The sequence below is a fragment of the Methylibium sp. genome (assembly GCF_013817345.1).
Taxonomy (GTDB): Bacteria; Pseudomonadota; Gammaproteobacteria; order Burkholderiales; family Burkholderiaceae_C; genus Methylibium.
The window spans coordinates 1-16,952 of sequence record NZ_JACDCW010000085.1; the positions used below are offsets into that span (position 1 = coordinate 1).

The following is a 16,952-nucleotide window of genomic DNA, read 5'->3' on the forward strand; positions in this document are numbered from 1 at the left end:
AGCGGCTGCGCGGGCGCAAGGTCGCGATCAAGACCGCGCTGCTGGCCGGCGACATCGTCGTCGGCGTCGGCAACATCTATGCGTCCGAGGCGCTGTTCCTGGCGGGGATCGACCCCCGCACGCGCAGTTCGCGGCTCAGCGCTGCGCGCTGCGAGCGCCTGGCCGCGGCGATCACCGGCGTGCTGGCGCGCGCGGTCCAGGCCGGCGGCTCGACCCTGCGCGATTTTCGGGATGCGCACGGCTCGAGCGGCGCTTTTCAGCTCGAAGCCGGCGTCTACGGCCGAGAAGGCCTGCCCTGCAAGCAATGCGGCATTCCGTTGCGGCGCATCGTGCAGGCACAACGCTCGACGTACTTCTGCCCGCAATGCCAGCGCCGGTAGGCGACGGATCGCGCACCGGCAGCATGCGCGCGTCTGCACCGGCCGCACCCGCACCCCTGCACCGTCGCGCGCCAGCACCGCCGCGGCCACGATTGCGCGGCGTTGATCACGACTTCACCCGGCTTCATCGCGCCGCAGGCCTTGCGGGCTGCTGAGCGGGCCTTGCGCCGTGACCCTTGCGCTACCATGATTCTTCCCCTTTCGCGCGGCTCCGTCGCCACACCGCATGTCCGTTTCGTTTGCCCATAGCGTCGACGCTCATGGCGACTGGCGCAGCGCCCTCGAATCGCGTGTGCGCGGGCTCGCGCGCTTCTTGCGCGAACACGAGTTGCTCGATGAGCCGGCCGCCGATCTGCTCGAATCGCTGCGCCAGCGCCTGGCCGGCGAGAAGCTGGTGGTGGCTTTCGTGGCCGAGTTCTCGCGCGGCAAATCGGAGCTGATCAACGCCATCTTCTTTGCCGATACCGGCCGGCGCATCATGCCGGCCACGCCGGGGCGCACGACGATGTGCCCGGTCGAACTGGGTTACGAAGCGGGCGAGCCGGCCGCGCTGGCGCTGCTGCCCATCGAAACGCGGCTGCAAAGCACTTCGCTCGCCGAACTGCGCCGCCAGCCGCGCGCCTGGCAGCTCACGCCGCTCGACATCGACGACACCGAAGGACTGGCTCAGGCGCTGACGCAGGTGATGCAAACCCGCCGGGTCAGCGTCGAGACCGCCCGCAATCTCGGCTTCTGGGACGACGCTCAGCCCGACGACAACCCGCCGGTCGATGCCCAGGGCGAAGTCGAAGTGCCCATGTGGCGGCACGCGCTGATCAACCTGCCCCATCCGCTGCTCAAGCGCGGCCTGGTCGTGCTCGACACGCCGGGCCTCAACGCCATCGGCGCCGAACCCGAGCTCACCGTCGGCCTGCTGCCGACCGCCCACGCCACTGTGTTCGTCCTGGGCGCCGACACCGGCGTCACGAAATCGGACCTGGCGATCTGGCGCGACCACCTCAGCGCCGAAGGCGTGAGCCGCTACGTTGTGCTCAACAAGATCGACACGCTGGCCGACACCTTGCATTCGCAGGCGCACACCGACAAACAGATCCAGCGTCAGTGCGACGACGCGGCGCACACCCTGAAGCTGCCGCGCGAACGCGTGTTCCCGCTTTCGGCCAAGCAGGCGCTGGCCGCACGCGTGGCCGGCGACGAGGCTGCCCTCATCGCCAGCCGCCTGCCGGCGCTCGAGGACGCGCTGAGCCAGCGCCTGCTGCCGCAGCGCCGCGAACTGCTGGCGCAAACCGGCGTGGACAACCTCGCCCAGGTGGAAGTACAGGTTCAGCGCCGCCTCACGGACCGGCGCCGTCAGCTCGCCGAACAATTGCTCGAGCTGCGCGGCCTGCGCGGCAAGAGCGCCTCCAAAGTCAAGCTGATGCTCAAACGGGTGGACGGCGAGGTGGCCGAGTTCGACCAGTGCACTGCCAAGCTGCAGGCGATGCGTGCGGTGCACGGCCGCATGCTCAAGGACGCCCTGCTCGACCTGGCCAGCGACCGCCTGCGCGAGCACATCGACGAAATGCAGCAAGCGATCCGCAGCTCGCTCCTGCAACTCGGCGCCAGAAAGGCCTTTCTGCTGCTGTGCAGCCGGCTGCGCGAGCGGCTGGCCCGCGCGCAGGATCGAGGCACCGAGATCCACGCCATGCTGGAAGCCTCGTTCGTGCAGCTCAACACCGAATTCGGCTTCAGCCTGATGAGCGCACCGGCGGTCGACCTGTCGCGCTTCGGGCACGACCTCGAACTGATCGAGCGCAATTACGTGCAGTACCTCGGTCTGACGCAGGCCCTCAAGCTGACGCAGGCACGTTTTCTGGACCAGTTCCGCCGCATGCTGGTCTCGCGACTGCGTGTGGTGTTCGAAAGCGCCAGCGGCGAACTCGAGCTCTGGAACAAGACCGCTTCGGCGCAGATCGACACGCAGCTACGCGAGCGCCGCCGCGGCTTCAAGCGCCGGCGCGAGGCGCTGGAGCGCATCCAGTCCGCGGCTGGCGAGCTGGAAACGCGGCTGAGCGAACTGGCGGATCAGGATCTGCAGCTGCAGTTGCTGCAGCGGCGCATGACGGAGATGGTGAACGACGCGCGCGCTCACGCCCAATCGAACACCAGCCCGACCGCCGGAGCGTCCGAGCCCCAGCCCGGCACCGGCACTGACGAAACAGTCGATCTGCTGCTGGATTTCGAAGCGGCTCAGGCCCGCGCTTGAGCGACCGGTCTTCCTGCGCTGCGCAGGCCGCAGCAAGCGCCGGCCTGGCGTACTGCGTCACCACCTGGCAACGCGAGCACGGCCGCCACGGCCTGCCCTGGCAGCGAGAGCGCGATCCCTACCGCGTCTGGCTCTCGGAAATCATGCTGCAGCAGACGCAGGTCACAACGGTGCTCGCGTACTACGCGCGCTTCCTGGAACGCTTCCCCGACGTGGCTGCACTGGCCGCTGCAACGTTGGACGAAGTGCTCGCCGCCTGGAGCGGCCTGGGCTACTACAGCCGGGCCCGCAACCTGCACCGCTGCGCGCAGGTGGTGATAGCCGAGCATGGCGGGCGATTCCCGGCCAGCGCCGAGCGACTCGCCGCCCTGCCCGGCATCGGCCGCTCGACCGCCGCGGCCATCGCCGCGTTTTGCTTCAACGAGCGCGCGGCCATCCTCGACGGCAACGTGAAGCGCGTGCTCACGCGCGTTCTCGGCAACGGCTGCGACCTCGCAGTGGCGGCGCACGAACGCGCGCTGTGGCGGCAGGCCTGCGAACTGCTGCCTCACGATGGCGCCGACATGCCGGCCTACACGCAGGGCTTGATGGATCTCGGGGCCACGGTCTGCCTGGCGCGACGATCGAACTGCCTCGTCTGCCCGCTGCAATCGCTTTGCATCGCGCGGCGCGAGGGCCGGCCCGAGGCCTATCCGGTCAAGACACGCAGGCTGGTGCGCGGCGCGCGCGAGAGCTGGTGGCTGTGGCTCGAGCATGCGGACGCCATCTGGCTGCAACAGCGTGCGGCGAAGGGCGTGTGGGCGGGCCTGTGGAGCCTGCCGCTGTTCGACGACGAGGCGGCACTGCAAAGCGCAGCGCAATTGCTGGGCGTAACCCCTGAATCGCAAGCGTCGATCAAGCACTCGTTGACTCACTTCGACTGGCGTCTGCACCCGCGCCGCGCACTGTTGTCCAAGGCCAGCGAAGTAGAGATGCAGCTTGGCCCGGGCCGGTGGGTCGATCGCCGCGCGCTGCACACACTGGGCATGCCCGCACCGCTGAGGAAGCTGCTCGCGCCCTGAATCCCCGCGCGCCGCTGGTCACCGCAACCGTTTGCGATAGCCGGGCCTACGCGGGCCGGAACGTGGCTGTGGAGACTCGTCTGCTGATCCGAGCGGGCTATCTCGACAAGGCCTTGAGCGCCAGCCGGATGCCCTCGCCGACCGCCACCCCGGCCGGCAACGGCTTCACAGCCGCGTGGGCCTCGCGCTCGCTGTAGCCGAGCGCCACGAGCGCCTGCAGGATGTCGGCCTGCGCATCGCTGGCGGGTGCCGCACCCGGCACGCCGATGTCGGCGCCCAGCTTGCCCTTGAGTTCGAGCAGCAGGCGCTCGGCCGTCTTCTTGCCGATGCCGGGCACCTTGACCAGGCGACTCGCGTCCTGCGCGGTCACGGCGTGCGCAAGATCGGCAACGCTCAGGCCCGACAGCAGCGACAGCGCCATGCGCGGGCCAACGCCCGAGATCTTGATCAGCTGGCGAAAGGTGTTGCGCTCGTCGGCCGTGAGAAAACCGAACAGCACCTGCGCGTCCTCGCGAACGACGAAGTGCGTCAGCAGGGTCACACGCTCGCCGCTGGCCGGCAGATTGAAGAAGCTGCTCATCGGCACGTCCACCTCGTAGCCGACGCCGTTCACGTCGACGAGCAACTGCGGCGGCGAGGATTTGTCGGCAAGCATGCCGATGAGACGACCGATCATGGGCGGCGATTATGGGTGGCTGTCGGGGCACGCTCGGTGCCCGTCGAAACGGCGCGGCGAACATCGCGTACGCCGCATTCGCTGGCGCCAGCGGTGATCGATCAAGGCGAGGGCGCAGCGCCCATGGCCCGCGGCCGCTAGCTAGTTGCGCCGGAACAAGCCGAGCCGCTGCGCTTCAAGCGCTGCCTCGGCGCGCGAGCTTACGTTGAGCTTGCGATAGATCTGCTTGACGTAGTCGGCGATCGTGTGGCGCGAGAGATTGAGCTGCACGCCGATCTCCGGCAGGGTGAACCCCTTCGCCACGCGCAACAGCACCTCGTTTTCACGGTCGGTCAGGGTCACGCCGGGCATCAGCGGCGTCGCTTCGCGAAACTGGTTCTTGGCCTGCGCCGCGAAGTACTGGATCACGCGACGCGCGATCGAGGGCGACAGCGGCGGCTCGCCCTGGCTGATGCGGCGCAACTGCTCGCCCAGCTGCTCGCGCGACTGTTCCTTCAGCAGGTAGCCGAAGGCGCCCGCCTGCAGTGCGGGAAACAGATGATCGTCGTCGTCGTGGATGGTGACCACCACCGACTGCGCTTCGGGTTGCTGCTCGCGCAGTGCGGCGACCACATCGACGCCGGAGCCGTCGGGCAGGCCCAGGTCGATGAGGGCAAGGTCGAAGCGCTGAGCGCCGATCTGCGCACGAGCGTCGTGCACGCGGGCGGCCTCGGTGATCTGCGCGCCGGGGAAGACCTGCATCGCCAGGGCCTTCAGCCACACGCGGATTTCGGGCAGGTCTTCGAGGAGGAGGATGCGGGTCATTGAGCTCACCGAAGGATCGTAACAGTCGGATACGACGAGCTCACGCCGACTTTCGCACGGTGGCGCCGTTCACAGCGGCAGCGTCAGGCGAATCACGGTGCCGTAACCGGGGCCTGACTCGACCAAGCACTGGCCTTGCATCTGCTTGGCGCGGTTCTTCATGCTGGCCATGCCGTGGCCGCGGTCGAGCCTGCCGTCGAGTTCGAGCGGAATGCCGCGGCCGTTGTCGCGGATGACCAGCTGGAAATCCTCATCGACCGAGCAGCTGACGATGGCGCGCGATGCGCCGCTGTGCTTGATGAGGTTGCTGGTGGCTTCGCGCAGGACGCGCGTGGTTTGCACATAGGAGCGAGCGGCCAGCGTGCGGGGCGTGGCCGGCTCAGCGCCTTGCCACTCGACCTCGATGCCGGCGTCGCCCAGGCGCTGCACCGTCTCGGCGCGCCAGTCGGCCAGGGCGTCGGTCAGGTGGACCGGCTTGCCGGCAATGCCGCGAACCGAAAGGCGCATTTCCTCGAGCGCTTCGCGCGCCAGGGTCGAGATGCGCTCGTTGTCGCTGGTGTGCACGATGGTCAGCAGCTTGGCGCCGAGGTCATCGTGCAGGTCGGCGGCGATGCGCTTTCGCTCCTTCTCGGCCACCTGCTCGACTCTGGCTTCGGCCAGGTGCGAGAAGTTGCGCTCGATCTGGGCGGAGATTTCCGCGACGCGTTGCTCGAGCTCGCGGCGCGCGTCCTCCGCGTCGGCCAGGGTCCGCGCAAAGCTCTGCGCCAGACGCAGCGCCAGGGCGACGAAGAGCAGCGGAATCGCGAAATGGATCATCTGCACCCGAGGCACGTCGATGTGGCCGAGCTGCACGCCCACCTCCGCAGCGATCGCCAGCGCGGCAAGTGCGAGGATCGGTCCCATGAAGAAGAAATCGCGGCGCCGCGTGCCCCAGGCCCGCACCAGAAAGTAGACAACCGCGAGGATGAATTCGGCGGCCAGCACCGCATAGCACGCGCTGGCCGTCACGAAGAGCCGCTCGGGCGCGGCAGCGAGCAGCACCGCCGGCATCAGCAGGCACTGGCTCCAGAGCAGAACGTCGAGGCGCCGCGAGCGTACGCCGCAGTAGCGCAGCACGAACAGCACGCCGCACACCGCAAGCGGCACGAACAGGATGCTGGTCGCCACTTCCACCGCGTGGTGCGCCAGTGGAATATCCCGCCACCACAGCCGCGTGCTGACCAGCGCCCAGCCGAGCGACAGGAGGCCGAAATAGACGGCATAGCCCAGGCGCCTCGTCCAGGCCAGAGCGAGCATCACCAGGCCGATCAGGCTCAGCGTCGCGGCGATGACCTGCGCCACGGTCACGTTCCAGAAAATCTGCGCTTCGTGCTGCCGTTGGAGAAGTCCGAAGGGTCCGATGCGAACCGGCGACAGCCCGCCGACGCGCTGGCGGCCGGTGACGCGGTTCTGGGGGAAGCCGGCGACCTGGATGTCGAGCCGGTTGCCGTCGGCGAGCAGCAGATCGGCAGGCAGCGCCACCAGCTGCGATCGATAGCAGTTGCGCGTGACCGGCTCCGTCATGCGCCCGCCGCTGTGCAGCAGCTCGCCGTTCAGATACACCTCGAGGTTGGAGCACGCCCGCGGGATGTAGGCGGCCAACAAGCGGCCGTCGGACGGGATGCCGGTTCGTGCCGACGGGGTCGCAAAGTCCAGGCGATACCACGCCACGCGCGCGGCGCCGGACGAAGGGCCCGGCGAGGACGGCGCATCCCAGGTATCGGGCAGTTGCACCGGCACATGGCCGCTGGCCGGAGGTGCCGAAGTCGGCGCCGGCACGACGATCACTGCACTGCTGCGCAGTGTGATCACGGGCTCCGACGACTGCGCCAGCGCCGTACCGATGAACAATGCCGGCCCGCATAGGAGAGTCAGGCGCAACAGCGCGAACACGGTACGGAGCATCGCCGGCGATTGTGCAGGATCACCACCCGCCGAAGACCCCCGCGAACGCGGCGCGACAATCGGCGCCCGTGTCTTTGCGAGTCTGCCGTGATCCTGCGCCACGCCTTCATCCCGCTCGACAACACCCGGCTCGCCAACCTGTGCGGTACGCTGGACGCCCACCTGCGCGAGATCGAGGCGGCGTTCGGCGTCGGTATCACCCGGCGCAACGAGTCCTTTAGGATCGAAGGCGCCAAGGCCGATGCGGAGCGCGCCGCCGTGCTGCTGCAGACGCTGTACGACCGCGCCAGCAAGCCGATTGCGCCGCAAGCCTTGCAGCTCGCGCTGGTAGAAGCTTCGAGCGGATCGGCTGCGGGGGCGGAGAAAGGCAGGCGGCGCGCCCACTCGCCGTCTTCTTCTGCCGATCGGAAGAGCGCAACGCCTATCGCTGCGGCGGCCGAGGGCAACACCGACGAGGCCATCGTGCTGCGCACGCGCCACGCCGATCTGGCCGGCCGCACGCCGAACCAGATTCGCTACCTGCGCAACATCCTCACGCACGACATCAGCTTCGGCATCGGCCCGGCGGGCACCGGCAAGACGTTTCTCGCCGTGGCCTGCGCCATCGACGCGCTGGAGCGCAGCCAGGTGCAACGCATCGTCCTCACGCGCCCGGCGGTCGAAGCGGGCGAGCGCCTGGGATTCCTGCCCGGCGACCTGGCACAGAAGGTCGATCCCTACCTGCGTCCTCTCTACGACGCGCTCTACGACCTGATGGGTTTCGAGCGCGTCACCAAGGCGTTCGAGAAGGCCACCATCGAGATCGCGCCGCTGGCCTTCATGCGCGGGCGCACGCTCAACCACGCCTTCGTGATCCTCGACGAGGCACAGAACACCACGCCCGAGCAGATGAAGATGTTCCTCACGCGCATCGGTTTCGGCGCCAAGGCCGTGGTGACCGGCGATGTGAGCCAGATCGACCTGCCCAAGGGAACCGAGAGCGGCCTCGTTGAAGCGGAGCACGTGCTGCGCCGCGTGAAGGGCATCGCGATGACGCGCTTCACTTCGGCCGACGTGGTGCGCCATCCGCTGGTGGCGCGCATCGTCGAGGCCTACGAGGCGGCTGACAGCCGCGACGACCGCACATGAAGGCGCTTCGCCCGTCGCTCGGGCTGTCGCTGCAGTTCGCCGACCCGCGGCACCGCGCGCTGCTGCCGCGCCACAAGGTCACGCGCTGGCTGCGCGCTTCGCTGGAAGGGGCGGCGCAACTCACTGTCCGCATCGTCGATGACGAAGAGGGACAGTCGCTCAACCGCGACTACCGCGGCAAGGACTACGCGACCAATGTGTTGACCTTCGCGTATGGACCGGGCGATGCAGACGGTGGCGCTCCGGCCGACGATGAAATTCCACCGGGCATCATGGCCGACCTGATCCTGTGCGCGCCCGTGGTCGAACGAGAGGCCGAAGAGCAGAGCAAGACGCTCGAGGAGCATTACGCGCACCTGCTCGTTCACGGCGCGCTGCACGCGCAGGGGCACGATCACGAAGCGCCGGACGAGGCCGAGGCAATGGAACGGCGCGAGCGCGAAGTGCTAGCGCAGCTAGGCTTCGCCGACCCCTACCGCTGAAGTCACCGAACCGCTCCTCGCCGACGTGAAGACGCCAGGCACTGTCAGTACGAGTACGGGCGCTGGGGAATGCGACGCGGACTGCCGTGCAAGCCGCCTTACTGTTTCAGGATCGCCAGCCCCTTGAGGTACTCGCCCTCGGGAAAAGTCACCGTGGTCGGATGGTCCGGCGCGGCTTCCAGCCGCTCGAGCAGGTGGCCGTCGACGCCGGCATCGAGCCCGGCGCCGGCGACGATCTTGTGGAACAGCGACGCATCGACGCCGCCCGAGCAGGAGAAGGTGAACAGCAGCCCGCCAGGCGCAAGCAGCTTGAAGGCGAGGCGGTTGATGTCCTTGTAGGCGCGCGCGGCACGTTCGGCATGCGCGGCCGTCGGCGCGAACTTCGGCGGGTCGAGCACGATCGCATCGAAGGTGGCGCCCTCGTCGATGAAGCGCCGCAGGCTCGCGTTCACGTCGGCGTCGAGCGCTTCGTGACGCGACGCGTCGAAACCGTTCAGCGCGACGTGCTCGCTCGCCCGCGCAAGCGCCGGTGCGGACGAATCGACGCTGAGCACGTGCTCGGCGCCGCCGGCCAGCGCGGCGACCGAAAAGCCCCCGGTGTAGCTGTAGCCGTTGAACACGCGACGACAGCCGAACTGGCGCACAAGCTCCGAAAACCGCAACCGGTTGTCGCGCTGATCGAGGTAGTAGCCGGTCTTGTGGCCCTGGGCCACGTCAACGGTGAGGCGCCAGTCGTGCTCGCGGATGGTGATGGCCGTGGCGCCCCCGTCGGAGGCGGGCTTGCGAAGCCAGCCGCTCGCAGGCGCCAGGCCTTCCAGCTCGCGCACCGACGCGTCCGAGCGTTCGTAGAGTCGCGTGCAACCGGTGGCAGCGAGCAGCGCGTCGGCGATGACCGCTTTCCAGCGCTCGACACCCGCAGCCAGAAACTGCGCGCACAGGGTGTCGCCGTAGCGATCGACGATGAGCCCCGGGAGTCCGTCGGCTTCGCCATGCACCAGCCGCAGGGCGTCGCTCGCAATGGCGAGCCGCTCGCGCAATGCGAGCGCCCGCAGGATGCGGCGTGAGAAGAAAGCCGCATCGATGCGCTCGGCTGAGTCAAAGCTCCACGCCCGCACGCGGATGAGCGACGCCGGGCTGTAGGCGCCCCAGGCCAGGAACTGGCCATCGCTGGCCTCCACGCGCACCGTCTCGCCCGCGTCGGCGCGGCCCGAGGCGATGCTGCCCTCGAACACCCAGGGATGGCGCTTGAGCAGCGAGCGCTCCTTGCCGGGGTGCAATCGGATGGATTTCATGCTTCCCGGTCCTCAGTCGAGATCGACCTTGCGCCAACCGCGCTCGCGCTGGCTTCGAACTGCGAGCACGCGCACACGATCTGCAGCGGGCTCGTAGCGGTAGAGCGCGAGGTAGCCACTCGCACCGGTGGCGATGATGAGCTCACGCTGGCCATGCAATATGGGGCGGCCGATCAGGGGACTGGCTTGCAGCACGTCAAGTGCCTGCACGATGGCGGCCACCCGGCCGGCGGCTGTTTCGGGCGAGCGCTCGAACAGGAACTCGAAGATGCGCTCGAAATCCCCCGCCACCGCCGGTGCGAGGATCAGGTGCGCCACGCGAACGCGCTCAAGGCTTGGCGCGCCTGCGCGAGGGTGGAGGCTCGTGCACGGCCGGTGCACTCAGGCGCCGGGGCTGTGGTGGATTCAGGCGCCGGCCTTCGGCCCGCGCCTGAATCCAAGTCCGCATTTCGTGCCACTCGAGCACGCTGCCGTCGGCATCGATGGCACGGTCGCGCGCGTGGGCCTCGTTCTGCAGATCCATGCGCCATTCGGCCTCGTCGGCCTTTTCCTGCAACGCCTCGACCATGAAGGCATGCGCAGTCTGGCCGCTCTGCTCGGCCAACTCGGCAATGCGTTGCTTCAAGGGTTCGGGAAGGCGCAGCGTGGTGGTACTCATGCGGAACTCCGCCGTGGAGATGTGTCACGATTGTGGCACATGGGTCGCCCCCCAGGTCAAGGACGGTCCGAACGCTTCTTGGCCCGCGGATGCGCCGCGTCGTAGGCCTTGGCCAGATGCTGGAAGTCCAGCTTGGTATAGACCTGCGTCGTAGTGATGCTGGCATGGCCCAGCAGTTCCTGCACCGCGCGCAGGTCGCCGCTCGACTGCAGCAGGTGCGAGGCATAGCTGTGGCGCAGCATGTGCGGGTGCACATGCGAAGGCAGGCCGGCCTGCAGCGCGCGTTGCTTCAGCCGCGTGCGCACCTGCGATGCGGTCAGGCGCAAGCCGTGGCGGCTGACGAAGAGCGCGGGCTCGTGCGCCTTGGCGAGGGCACTGCGATGCGCCAGCCAGTCGGCCAGCGCGGCCAAGGCCGGCGCGCCGACCGGCACGCTGCGCCGCTTGCTGCCCTTGCCGAGCACATGCGCCTCGGCGCCGTCGCGGTCGATCCAACCGCGCGCGTCGCCGGCGGCCGTGATGTCCAGGCCGGTCAGCTCGGCAACGCGCAGGCCGCAGCCGTAGAGCAGTTCGACCATGCAGCGGTCACGTGCTTCGAGCCGCGGATCGGCTGCCGAGCCGTCGCGGTGCTCGGCCAGCGCGACGGCATGGTCGACCGACAGGGCCTTGGGCAACGGCTTGGGCGCGCGGGGCGCGCGCAGGCCCTCGATGGGGTTGTGCTGCACGGCGCCCTCGCGGCCCAGCCAGCGGTAAAGGCCTCGCCATGCGGACAGCACGACCGCGATGCTGCGCGGCGCCAACCCGCTCGCATGCAGCTGAGCCGCCCAGCGCCTCGCATGGTGCGGCTGTACCGCGCGCAGCGGCACCCCGCCTTGCGCCGCCATGTCGCGCAGCGCGGCAAGCGCGTCGCCGTAGCTCGTGAGCGTGGCTGCGGCGAGCCGGCGCTCCACGCGCAGGTGCTCGAGGTGGCCTTCCACATCGTCGCCGTCGGTGCGGTTCACGGAGAGGCTGCCTCTTCGACGCGACACCCGCTCATCGCGCTGCCACTCCTGAACACCAGTCCGAATCCCGGCGCGCTCACTCCACCGGCAGCAGCCGGTGCAGGGCTGCACTGGCGATCTCGCCGATGCGCGCCAGGAATTCGGTGCCCATGTCGGCGCTGTAGCGCGTGGGGTCGGGCGAGCCGAGCACCAGCATGCCGAAGGCGGGCTGGCCCGGCTCGGTCCGCAGGGGAATGAGCGCCAAGGAGGTGATGGTCGCCGCGTCGTCGAACCAGCGCGAAGCCTCGAAGCCCGAGTTGATGCCGCAATAAGGCTGCGTCAGGCTGGTTGCGAAGCTCTTCAGGTCATCGCTCACCGGCTTGGCGAAGGGCAGCGTGGCGAAAGCGCTGGCAGCGTCCCAGATGCGCACGCCGCCCTGCGGGATCATGAACTGGTGCTGCAGCTCGGCCACCAGCACGCCGGGCAGATCGCCCGCGTTGGTGGTGAGCATGATCGCGCGCACCCAGCGATGCAGCTTGTCGGCGATGCTCATGTTCTCCTGGCCGTTGCGGATCATCTCCACGATGCGCAGTTCCAGCCCGCGGATCTTCTCGCGCAGCATTTCCATCTGCCGCTCCTGCAGCGAGACCGCGCGGTTGCCGTGCGGGCTGGTCAGCTGCACGCTAGCCAGCACCTCGGCGTGGCGCTCGAAGAAGCCGGGCGTTTGCAGCAGGAAATTGGCGATGTCGTCTTCGGTGATGCCCTGGGTGCTCATGCGGTGTGGGTCCGGTCGTTGGGGAGGGAGTTCGGGATGTCGATTTCGCCGTCGAAGACGCGCTCGGCCGGGCCGGTCATCAGCACCGGGGCCCAGCGCGCCGCGCCGACGGCGCTGCTCGCGTCCGGGTTCGGAGTCGCGCCGGCCCACTCGATTTCGAGCCGGCCGCCGCGGGTCTGCACCTCGACCGGCACGCCGGCCCGCAGCCAGCCCAGGCGGACGCCGGCCACGACCGCGGCGCACGCTCCCGTGCCACAGGCCAGCGTCTCGCCGGCGCCGCGCTCGTAAACGCGCAGCTTGATCTGCGTGGAGCCCAGCACCTGCAGGAAGCCGGCATTGACGCGCTTCGGAAAGCGCGCATGCGACTCGATCAGCGGGCCGAGTTCCGCCACGGGCGCGTCATCGACGGAATCCACCCGCTGCACCGCGTGCGGATTGCCCATCGATACGGCGGCGATCTCAACATGACGGCCGCCCGTCTTCAGCGGCCACAGCGCCCAGCCGTCGACCTCGCGCGGAATCAGGCCCTCCACATCGAAAGGCAGTCGCGCAGGCTCGAACAGCGGCGCGCCCATGTCGACGGTGACCCGGCCGTCGCCGCGCCAGCGCGGCTCGATCACGCCGCATGCGGTGCGCACGCGGATGGCATCTTTGGTCGTGAGGCCCGCCTCGCGCACATAGCGTACGAAACAGCGCGCGCCGTTGCCGCACTGCTCGACTTCGCCGCCGTCGGCATTGACGATGCGGTAGCTGAAATCGATGCCCGGCTCGTCGGCGGGCCCGACGATGAGGATCTGGTCCGCGCCGATGCCGAAGCGGCGGTCGGCGAGAAAGCGCAGCTGTGCCGGGCCGAGTTCGAGCGGTCCGCGCGTCGCGTCGAGCACGATGAAATCGTTGCCCGTGCCTTGCATCTTGGTGAAGCGCAGCTTCATGGTGGGCGGATTATCGGCGCTGACTGCGGCGTGGGATGCCGCGCGCCAGGCACGCAATGTTCGCCGTGTTGCCGGCGCGCTCTTGTCCCTCGCACCGATCGTTTCCATCGCGTGGATTACGCTCACCGCCCGGCCTCGCCGCCACCTTTGCGCCGTTCGATGCCCACCGACTCACCCAATAGCTCCGCACCGACCGCTCACGCGCAGTTCTTCGACGAAGCGCGGCGCTGCCTCGAGCGGCAAACGCTCATCAAGCTGGTGCTGGCCGGCCCCCGCGGGCCCAAGCCCGACCTGCAGCGAGTGCTGGTGCGCCCGCTCACACTCAAGGGCCGCGCCTGCCTGTCGCTGACCTACAACCACCGAACGCGCGACGTGACGAAGAACCTGCCGGTGGAGGAAGCGCTGACCACGGTGGCGGCGCTTATTCAAGACCGCTTCGACAATGTTCACCTGCTGAGCGACGACGGTGGCGAACTGCAGCTGGCCATCAGCCGCAAGGGCAAGGCCACTTTGCGCCGCAGTCGCAAGGGAGCGTCCGTCGGCGCGCCGAACTCAGCCGAAGCCGAAGCCGTGGACGCGGTAGCGACCAGCGAGGCAACCCAAGACCGAAGTACGGCTGAACTCGGCGCCCACGACCGCGCCAAGCATCGCCCGGTCGATATCGGCGAACCCTGGCTGACGGCCCTGGGCGTCACCGACGCGCAGCACCGGCTGATCCCGGCGATGGCGCGCAAGTGGAAGCAGATCAACAAGTTCATCGAGGTGCTGAGCTCCGCCCTGGCTTCCGCACCTGCGTTGACGGCGCCCGATGCCGTCACGCCGCTGCAGGTGCTCGACTTCGGCGCCGGCAAGGGCTACCTGACGTTCGCGGTGCACGACCATCTGCGCCGAGCGCTCGGCCGCCCGGTGCAAGTGACCGGCGTCGATCTGAAGGAAGACATGGTGCTTCTGGGCAACCAGACCGCACGGGGCCTCGGCCTGCGACAGCCGGATCACGGCCTGCGCTTCGAACTCGGCGACGTGAGCAGTTATGCGCCGCGGCCGGTGGACATCATGATCGCCCTGCACGCCTGCGACACCGCCACGGACCACGCCCTGCACATGGGCGTGCGTGCGGGTGCAGCCATCATCATGTGCTCACCGTGCTGCCACAAGCAGTTGCGCCCGCAGATGCGCAGCCCGCTGCTCCTGCTGCCGCTGCTTCGGCACGGCATCCACCTCGGCCAGGAAGCCGAGATGCTGACCGACGGCCTGCGCGCGCTGCTGCTCGAAGCCGAAGGCTACGACACCCAGGTGTTCGAGTTCACTTCTCTCGAGCACACGAGCAAGAACAAGATGATCCTGGCGGTGAAGCGGGCTCAGGCGCGGCCTGCCGAGCCGGTGCGTGAGCAGATCCGCGAGATCAAGGCGTTCTACGGAATCGACGAGCAGCGCCTGCAGACGCTGCTCGAAGCCGATCACTCGGGTCCGGCATAGCGGTTCGTCGAAGCGAGACCCTGCCGTTCGAGCCACGCGTGAGGCCCGTGCGGAACGGCCAATGTGCCGACCGCATCGCCGTGCCGGGATAAACCGGTTCGGCGATCGCAAAGGGCGCGCCTGCGGGCCCGCAGCTCAACGAAAGCCGGCCTCCATCTCGCGGCGAAAACGCACTGCTTCGCTGTTCGCATCGAACGCTACGTCGCTCCAGCGCACCGGCTCGCCGCTGGCGATGTCGCGGTTCAGCTTCATCTTGTGCGCCAGGCCCAGCGGCAGATACCCGCCCGCCACCGAAGCCGCCGCCGGCATCAGCTTGCCGTACACGGTGAAGCCGCCCTCGCCGTCGAGCAGTTCGCCTTCGCGCAGTTCGCGCTTGGCCGTGGCGACCACATCGCCGCGCCAGCCGGTCGCCGCACCCGTGGCCTCGCGCCGCAGGCCGGCACTGGCGACGCTGATGCCGAGCTCCAGGCCGATCAGGTGGAAGGGCTTGTACATCGACGAATAGTTGCCGCTTGCGTCGGTGACGAGGCCGTATTCCTTGAAGCAGCGCCGCACGTAGTCGCTGTCGGCCGCGAAAGTGACGTAGACGCCCCAGCGCAGGTCTCGAAACACAGGCCGGCCGTCGCGCTCCAGCGACGAGATCACTTCCACCTGGCCGCGGCGCTGCAGCAGGCCGCCGTCGGCGCGCGGCTTGAGCAGGCGCGCGAGGTCGTCCACGCCGCAGGCCGGGAAGGCCAGGCCGTCGTCGGCCGGCGTCAGGCCGCAGGCATTGGCCACCGCGGCCATCTCGATGGCGCTCTTGGTGCCGTCGAGGAAGCTGTTGAACATCTGCGCGTTCATGCCACCCGCTTTCGCGTCTTCGGCAGTCAGGCCGTAGTGCTGCCACACCGTGTCGGGTGTGCTGGCGTGGTAGGCAGGCAGGTACTTCGTGCCCTTGCCGGCAGCCACCACCTCGAAGCCGGCGGTGCGCGCCCAGTCCACCATCTCGCAGATGAGCGCCGGCTGGTCGCCGTAAGCCAGCGAATAGACGATGCCCGCCTTGCGCGCGCGCTGTGCGAGCAGCGGCCCGGCCAGCGCGTCGGCCTCCACGTTGACCATCACGATGTGCTTGCCGTGCTTGCAGCAGGCCAGCACATGGTTGATGCCGGCGGCCGGCGAGCCGGTGGCGTCGATGACGATCTCGACCGCATCGCTGGCGATCACGGCCGGCGTGTCGTCGGTCAGCAGGGTGGTGCCGTTGCGCCGCGCCTCGTCGAGGGACTTGGCGCTCAACTGCTCGGCCGCCCAGCCCACGCCCAGCAAGGCAGCGCGAGCCCGCTCGGGGCTGAGGTCGGCCACCGCCACGAGATGAATGCCCGGCGTGCGCCGCGCCTGGCTCAGGTACATGGAGCCGAACTTGCCGGCGCCGATGAGCGCCACGCGCAGCGGCTTGCCCTCAGTGGCGCGGGCCTGCAGCATCGAATGCAGGTTCATGCAGCGACTCCCTCGCCGTGCGGCAGCGGATCGAGCGAAGTGACGAGCGCCGAAGCCGGCGTGCCCTTCTCCCAGGGCAGCTCGACCGGGTACGGCCGCTGCAGGCAGTCGTCGGGCAGGCATTCGATGGGCGTGAAGTCGCGGTGCGCGATGTACTCCACGCGCTTGTGGCGGCGAATGTGGTTGGAAACCGCACACAGGCTGAGGTACACGCTCACGCGGTGCCAGGGGCTGAGGTTGGAACTGCTGGCATGCACCAGGCAGGAGTCGAACAGGATCATCGAGCCCGCCGGTCCCTTGGGCGAGACGATGCCGCCTTGCCGTCCGCCCGCCTTTTCAACCAGCGTGCCGATGGCCTCGTTGTCGATGGTCCACAGCGGATAGCTGGTGGTGCTGAGGTCATGCCCCGCCGGCAGCGCGCCGACCCGGTGGCTGCCGGGAACGAACATCAGCGGGCCGTTGAAATCGTTCACCTCGTCCAGAAAGATCGCCACGTTCATGGCGCGCGGCGTGGGCATCAGATCGTCGTTGAGCCAGGTGCCGTAGTCCTGGTGCCACTGCCACACGTCGCCGTCGAAGGCCTGCTTGCCGTTGATCTTGAACTGGTGCATGTAGAGCTGCTCGCCGAAGATCTGCTCGACGGGCTCGA

At 68.7% G+C, this 16,952-nt stretch carries 17 protein-coding genes; 6 read left to right on the forward strand and 11 right to left on the reverse strand.

Translation table 11 applies throughout. The features are described 5' to 3' along the window. From H0W40_RS14880 to mutY, 3 genes are all read left to right on the forward strand, one after another. The coding region (locus H0W40_RS14880; RefSeq protein ID WP_292447591.1) for a zinc finger domain-containing protein at nt 1–380 on the forward strand (380 nt) is incomplete at its 5' end. Nucleotides 381–606: 226 nt separating this feature from the next. Further along, nucleotides 607–2,625, forward strand: a complete 2,019-nt coding sequence (locus H0W40_RS14885) for a dynamin family protein (RefSeq protein WP_292447593.1) — start codon at nt 607–609, stop codon at nt 2,623–2,625. Nucleotides 2,626–2,669: 44 nt separating this feature from the next. Continuing rightward, a complete protein-coding gene (gene mutY, locus H0W40_RS14890) occupies nt 2,670–3,686 on the forward strand; it encodes an A/G-specific adenine glycosylase (RefSeq protein WP_292447632.1) in 1,017 nt (338 codons plus the stop codon). A 97-nt stretch (nt 3,687–3,783) separates the two neighbouring features. Here mutY and ruvA read toward each other — a convergent pair whose 3' ends face one another. The 3 genes from ruvA to H0W40_RS14905 all read right to left on the reverse strand — a co-directional run bounded on the left by ruvA (nt 3,784) and on the right by H0W40_RS14905 (nt 7,110). Continuing rightward, nucleotides 3,784–4,362, reverse strand: coding sequence for a Holliday junction branch migration protein RuvA (gene ruvA / locus H0W40_RS14895; protein ID WP_292447596.1), 579 nt, complete (start codon nt 4,360–4,362; stop codon nt 3,784–3,786). A 141-nt stretch (nt 4,363–4,503) separates the two neighbouring features. After that, complete coding sequence (locus tag H0W40_RS14900) at nt 4,504–5,166, reverse strand: response regulator transcription factor (RefSeq protein WP_292447599.1); 663 nt, start codon at nt 5,164–5,166, stop codon at nt 4,504–4,506. A gap of 69 nt (nt 5,167–5,235) precedes the next feature. Next, the gene (locus tag H0W40_RS14905) at nt 5,236–7,110 is read right to left on the reverse strand and encodes an ATP-binding protein (protein ID WP_292447602.1); all 1,875 of its coding nucleotides are present in this window, start codon (nt 7,108–7,110) and stop codon (nt 5,236–5,238) included. Nucleotides 7,111–7,197: 87 nt separating this feature from the next. On the opposite strand from H0W40_RS14905, the gene H0W40_RS14910 reads away from it, so the two are divergent. Both H0W40_RS14910 and ybeY read left to right on the forward strand, forming a co-directional pair. Further along, nucleotides 7,198–8,238: a PhoH family protein gene (locus tag H0W40_RS14910; RefSeq protein ID WP_292447605.1), complete on the forward strand. Its 1,041-nt coding sequence runs from the start codon at nt 7,198–7,200 to the stop codon at nt 8,236–8,238. After that, nucleotides 8,235–8,720 carry an rRNA maturation RNase YbeY gene (ybeY, locus tag H0W40_RS14915; RefSeq protein ID WP_292447607.1) on the forward strand — a complete coding sequence of 162 codons (486 nt, stop codon included), beginning with the start codon at nt 8,235–8,237 and terminating at the stop codon, nt 8,718–8,720. Before H0W40_RS14910 ends, ybeY begins: the two co-directional genes overlap by 4 nt. Nucleotides 8,721–8,818: 98 nt before the next feature. On the opposite strand, the gene H0W40_RS14920 is transcribed toward ybeY, so the two are convergent. The 6 genes from H0W40_RS14920 to dapF form a co-directional block, all read right to left on the reverse strand. After that, on the reverse strand, nt 8,819–10,012 hold the full coding sequence (locus H0W40_RS14920; RefSeq protein WP_292447610.1) for a class I SAM-dependent methyltransferase: 1,194 nt from the start codon (nt 10,010–10,012) through the stop codon (nt 8,819–8,821). A gap of 12 nt (nt 10,013–10,024) precedes the next feature. Beyond that, nucleotides 10,025–10,330, reverse strand: a complete 306-nt coding sequence (locus H0W40_RS14925; RefSeq protein ID WP_292447612.1) for a type II toxin-antitoxin system RelE/ParE family toxin — start codon at nt 10,328–10,330, stop codon at nt 10,025–10,027. A gap of 10 nt (nt 10,331–10,340) precedes the next feature. Continuing rightward, nucleotides 10,341–10,670, reverse strand: a complete 330-nt coding sequence (locus H0W40_RS14930; protein ID WP_292447614.1) for a CopG family transcriptional regulator — start codon at nt 10,668–10,670, stop codon at nt 10,341–10,343. Between the two features lie 56 nt (nt 10,671–10,726). After that, complete coding sequence (locus tag H0W40_RS14935) at nt 10,727–11,668, reverse strand: tyrosine recombinase XerC (RefSeq protein WP_292447617.1); 942 nt, start codon at nt 11,666–11,668, stop codon at nt 10,727–10,729. A gap of 76 nt (nt 11,669–11,744) precedes the next feature. Then, nucleotides 11,745–12,422 carry a DUF484 family protein gene (locus tag H0W40_RS14940; protein WP_292447619.1) on the reverse strand — a complete coding sequence of 226 codons (678 nt, stop codon included), beginning with the start codon at nt 12,420–12,422 and terminating at the stop codon, nt 11,745–11,747. Then, nucleotides 12,419–13,354 (reverse strand): diaminopimelate epimerase, encoded by a 936-nt coding sequence (dapF, locus tag H0W40_RS14945; RefSeq protein ID WP_292447621.1) that lies wholly within the window; start codon nt 13,352–13,354, stop codon nt 12,419–12,421. The genes H0W40_RS14940 and dapF overlap by 4 nt, the downstream gene beginning before the upstream one ends. A gap of 159 nt (nt 13,355–13,513) precedes the next feature. On the opposite strand from dapF, the gene H0W40_RS14950 reads away from it, so the two are divergent. Beyond that, nucleotides 13,514–14,830 (forward strand): SAM-dependent methyltransferase, encoded by a 1,317-nt coding sequence (locus H0W40_RS14950; protein ID WP_292447623.1) that lies wholly within the window; start codon nt 13,514–13,516, stop codon nt 14,828–14,830. 135 nt (nt 14,831–14,965) lie between these two features. Here the strand turns inward: H0W40_RS14950 and H0W40_RS14955 are convergent, their stop codons facing one another. Beyond that, on the reverse strand, nt 14,966–16,303 hold the full coding sequence (locus tag H0W40_RS14955; protein WP_292447626.1) for a Gfo/Idh/MocA family oxidoreductase: 1,338 nt from the start codon (nt 16,301–16,303) through the stop codon (nt 14,966–14,968). Beyond that, the coding region (locus H0W40_RS14960; protein WP_292447630.1) for a phytanoyl-CoA dioxygenase family protein at nt 16,300–16,952 on the reverse strand (653 nt) is incomplete at its 5' end. The genes H0W40_RS14960 and H0W40_RS14955, both read right to left, overlap by 4 nt.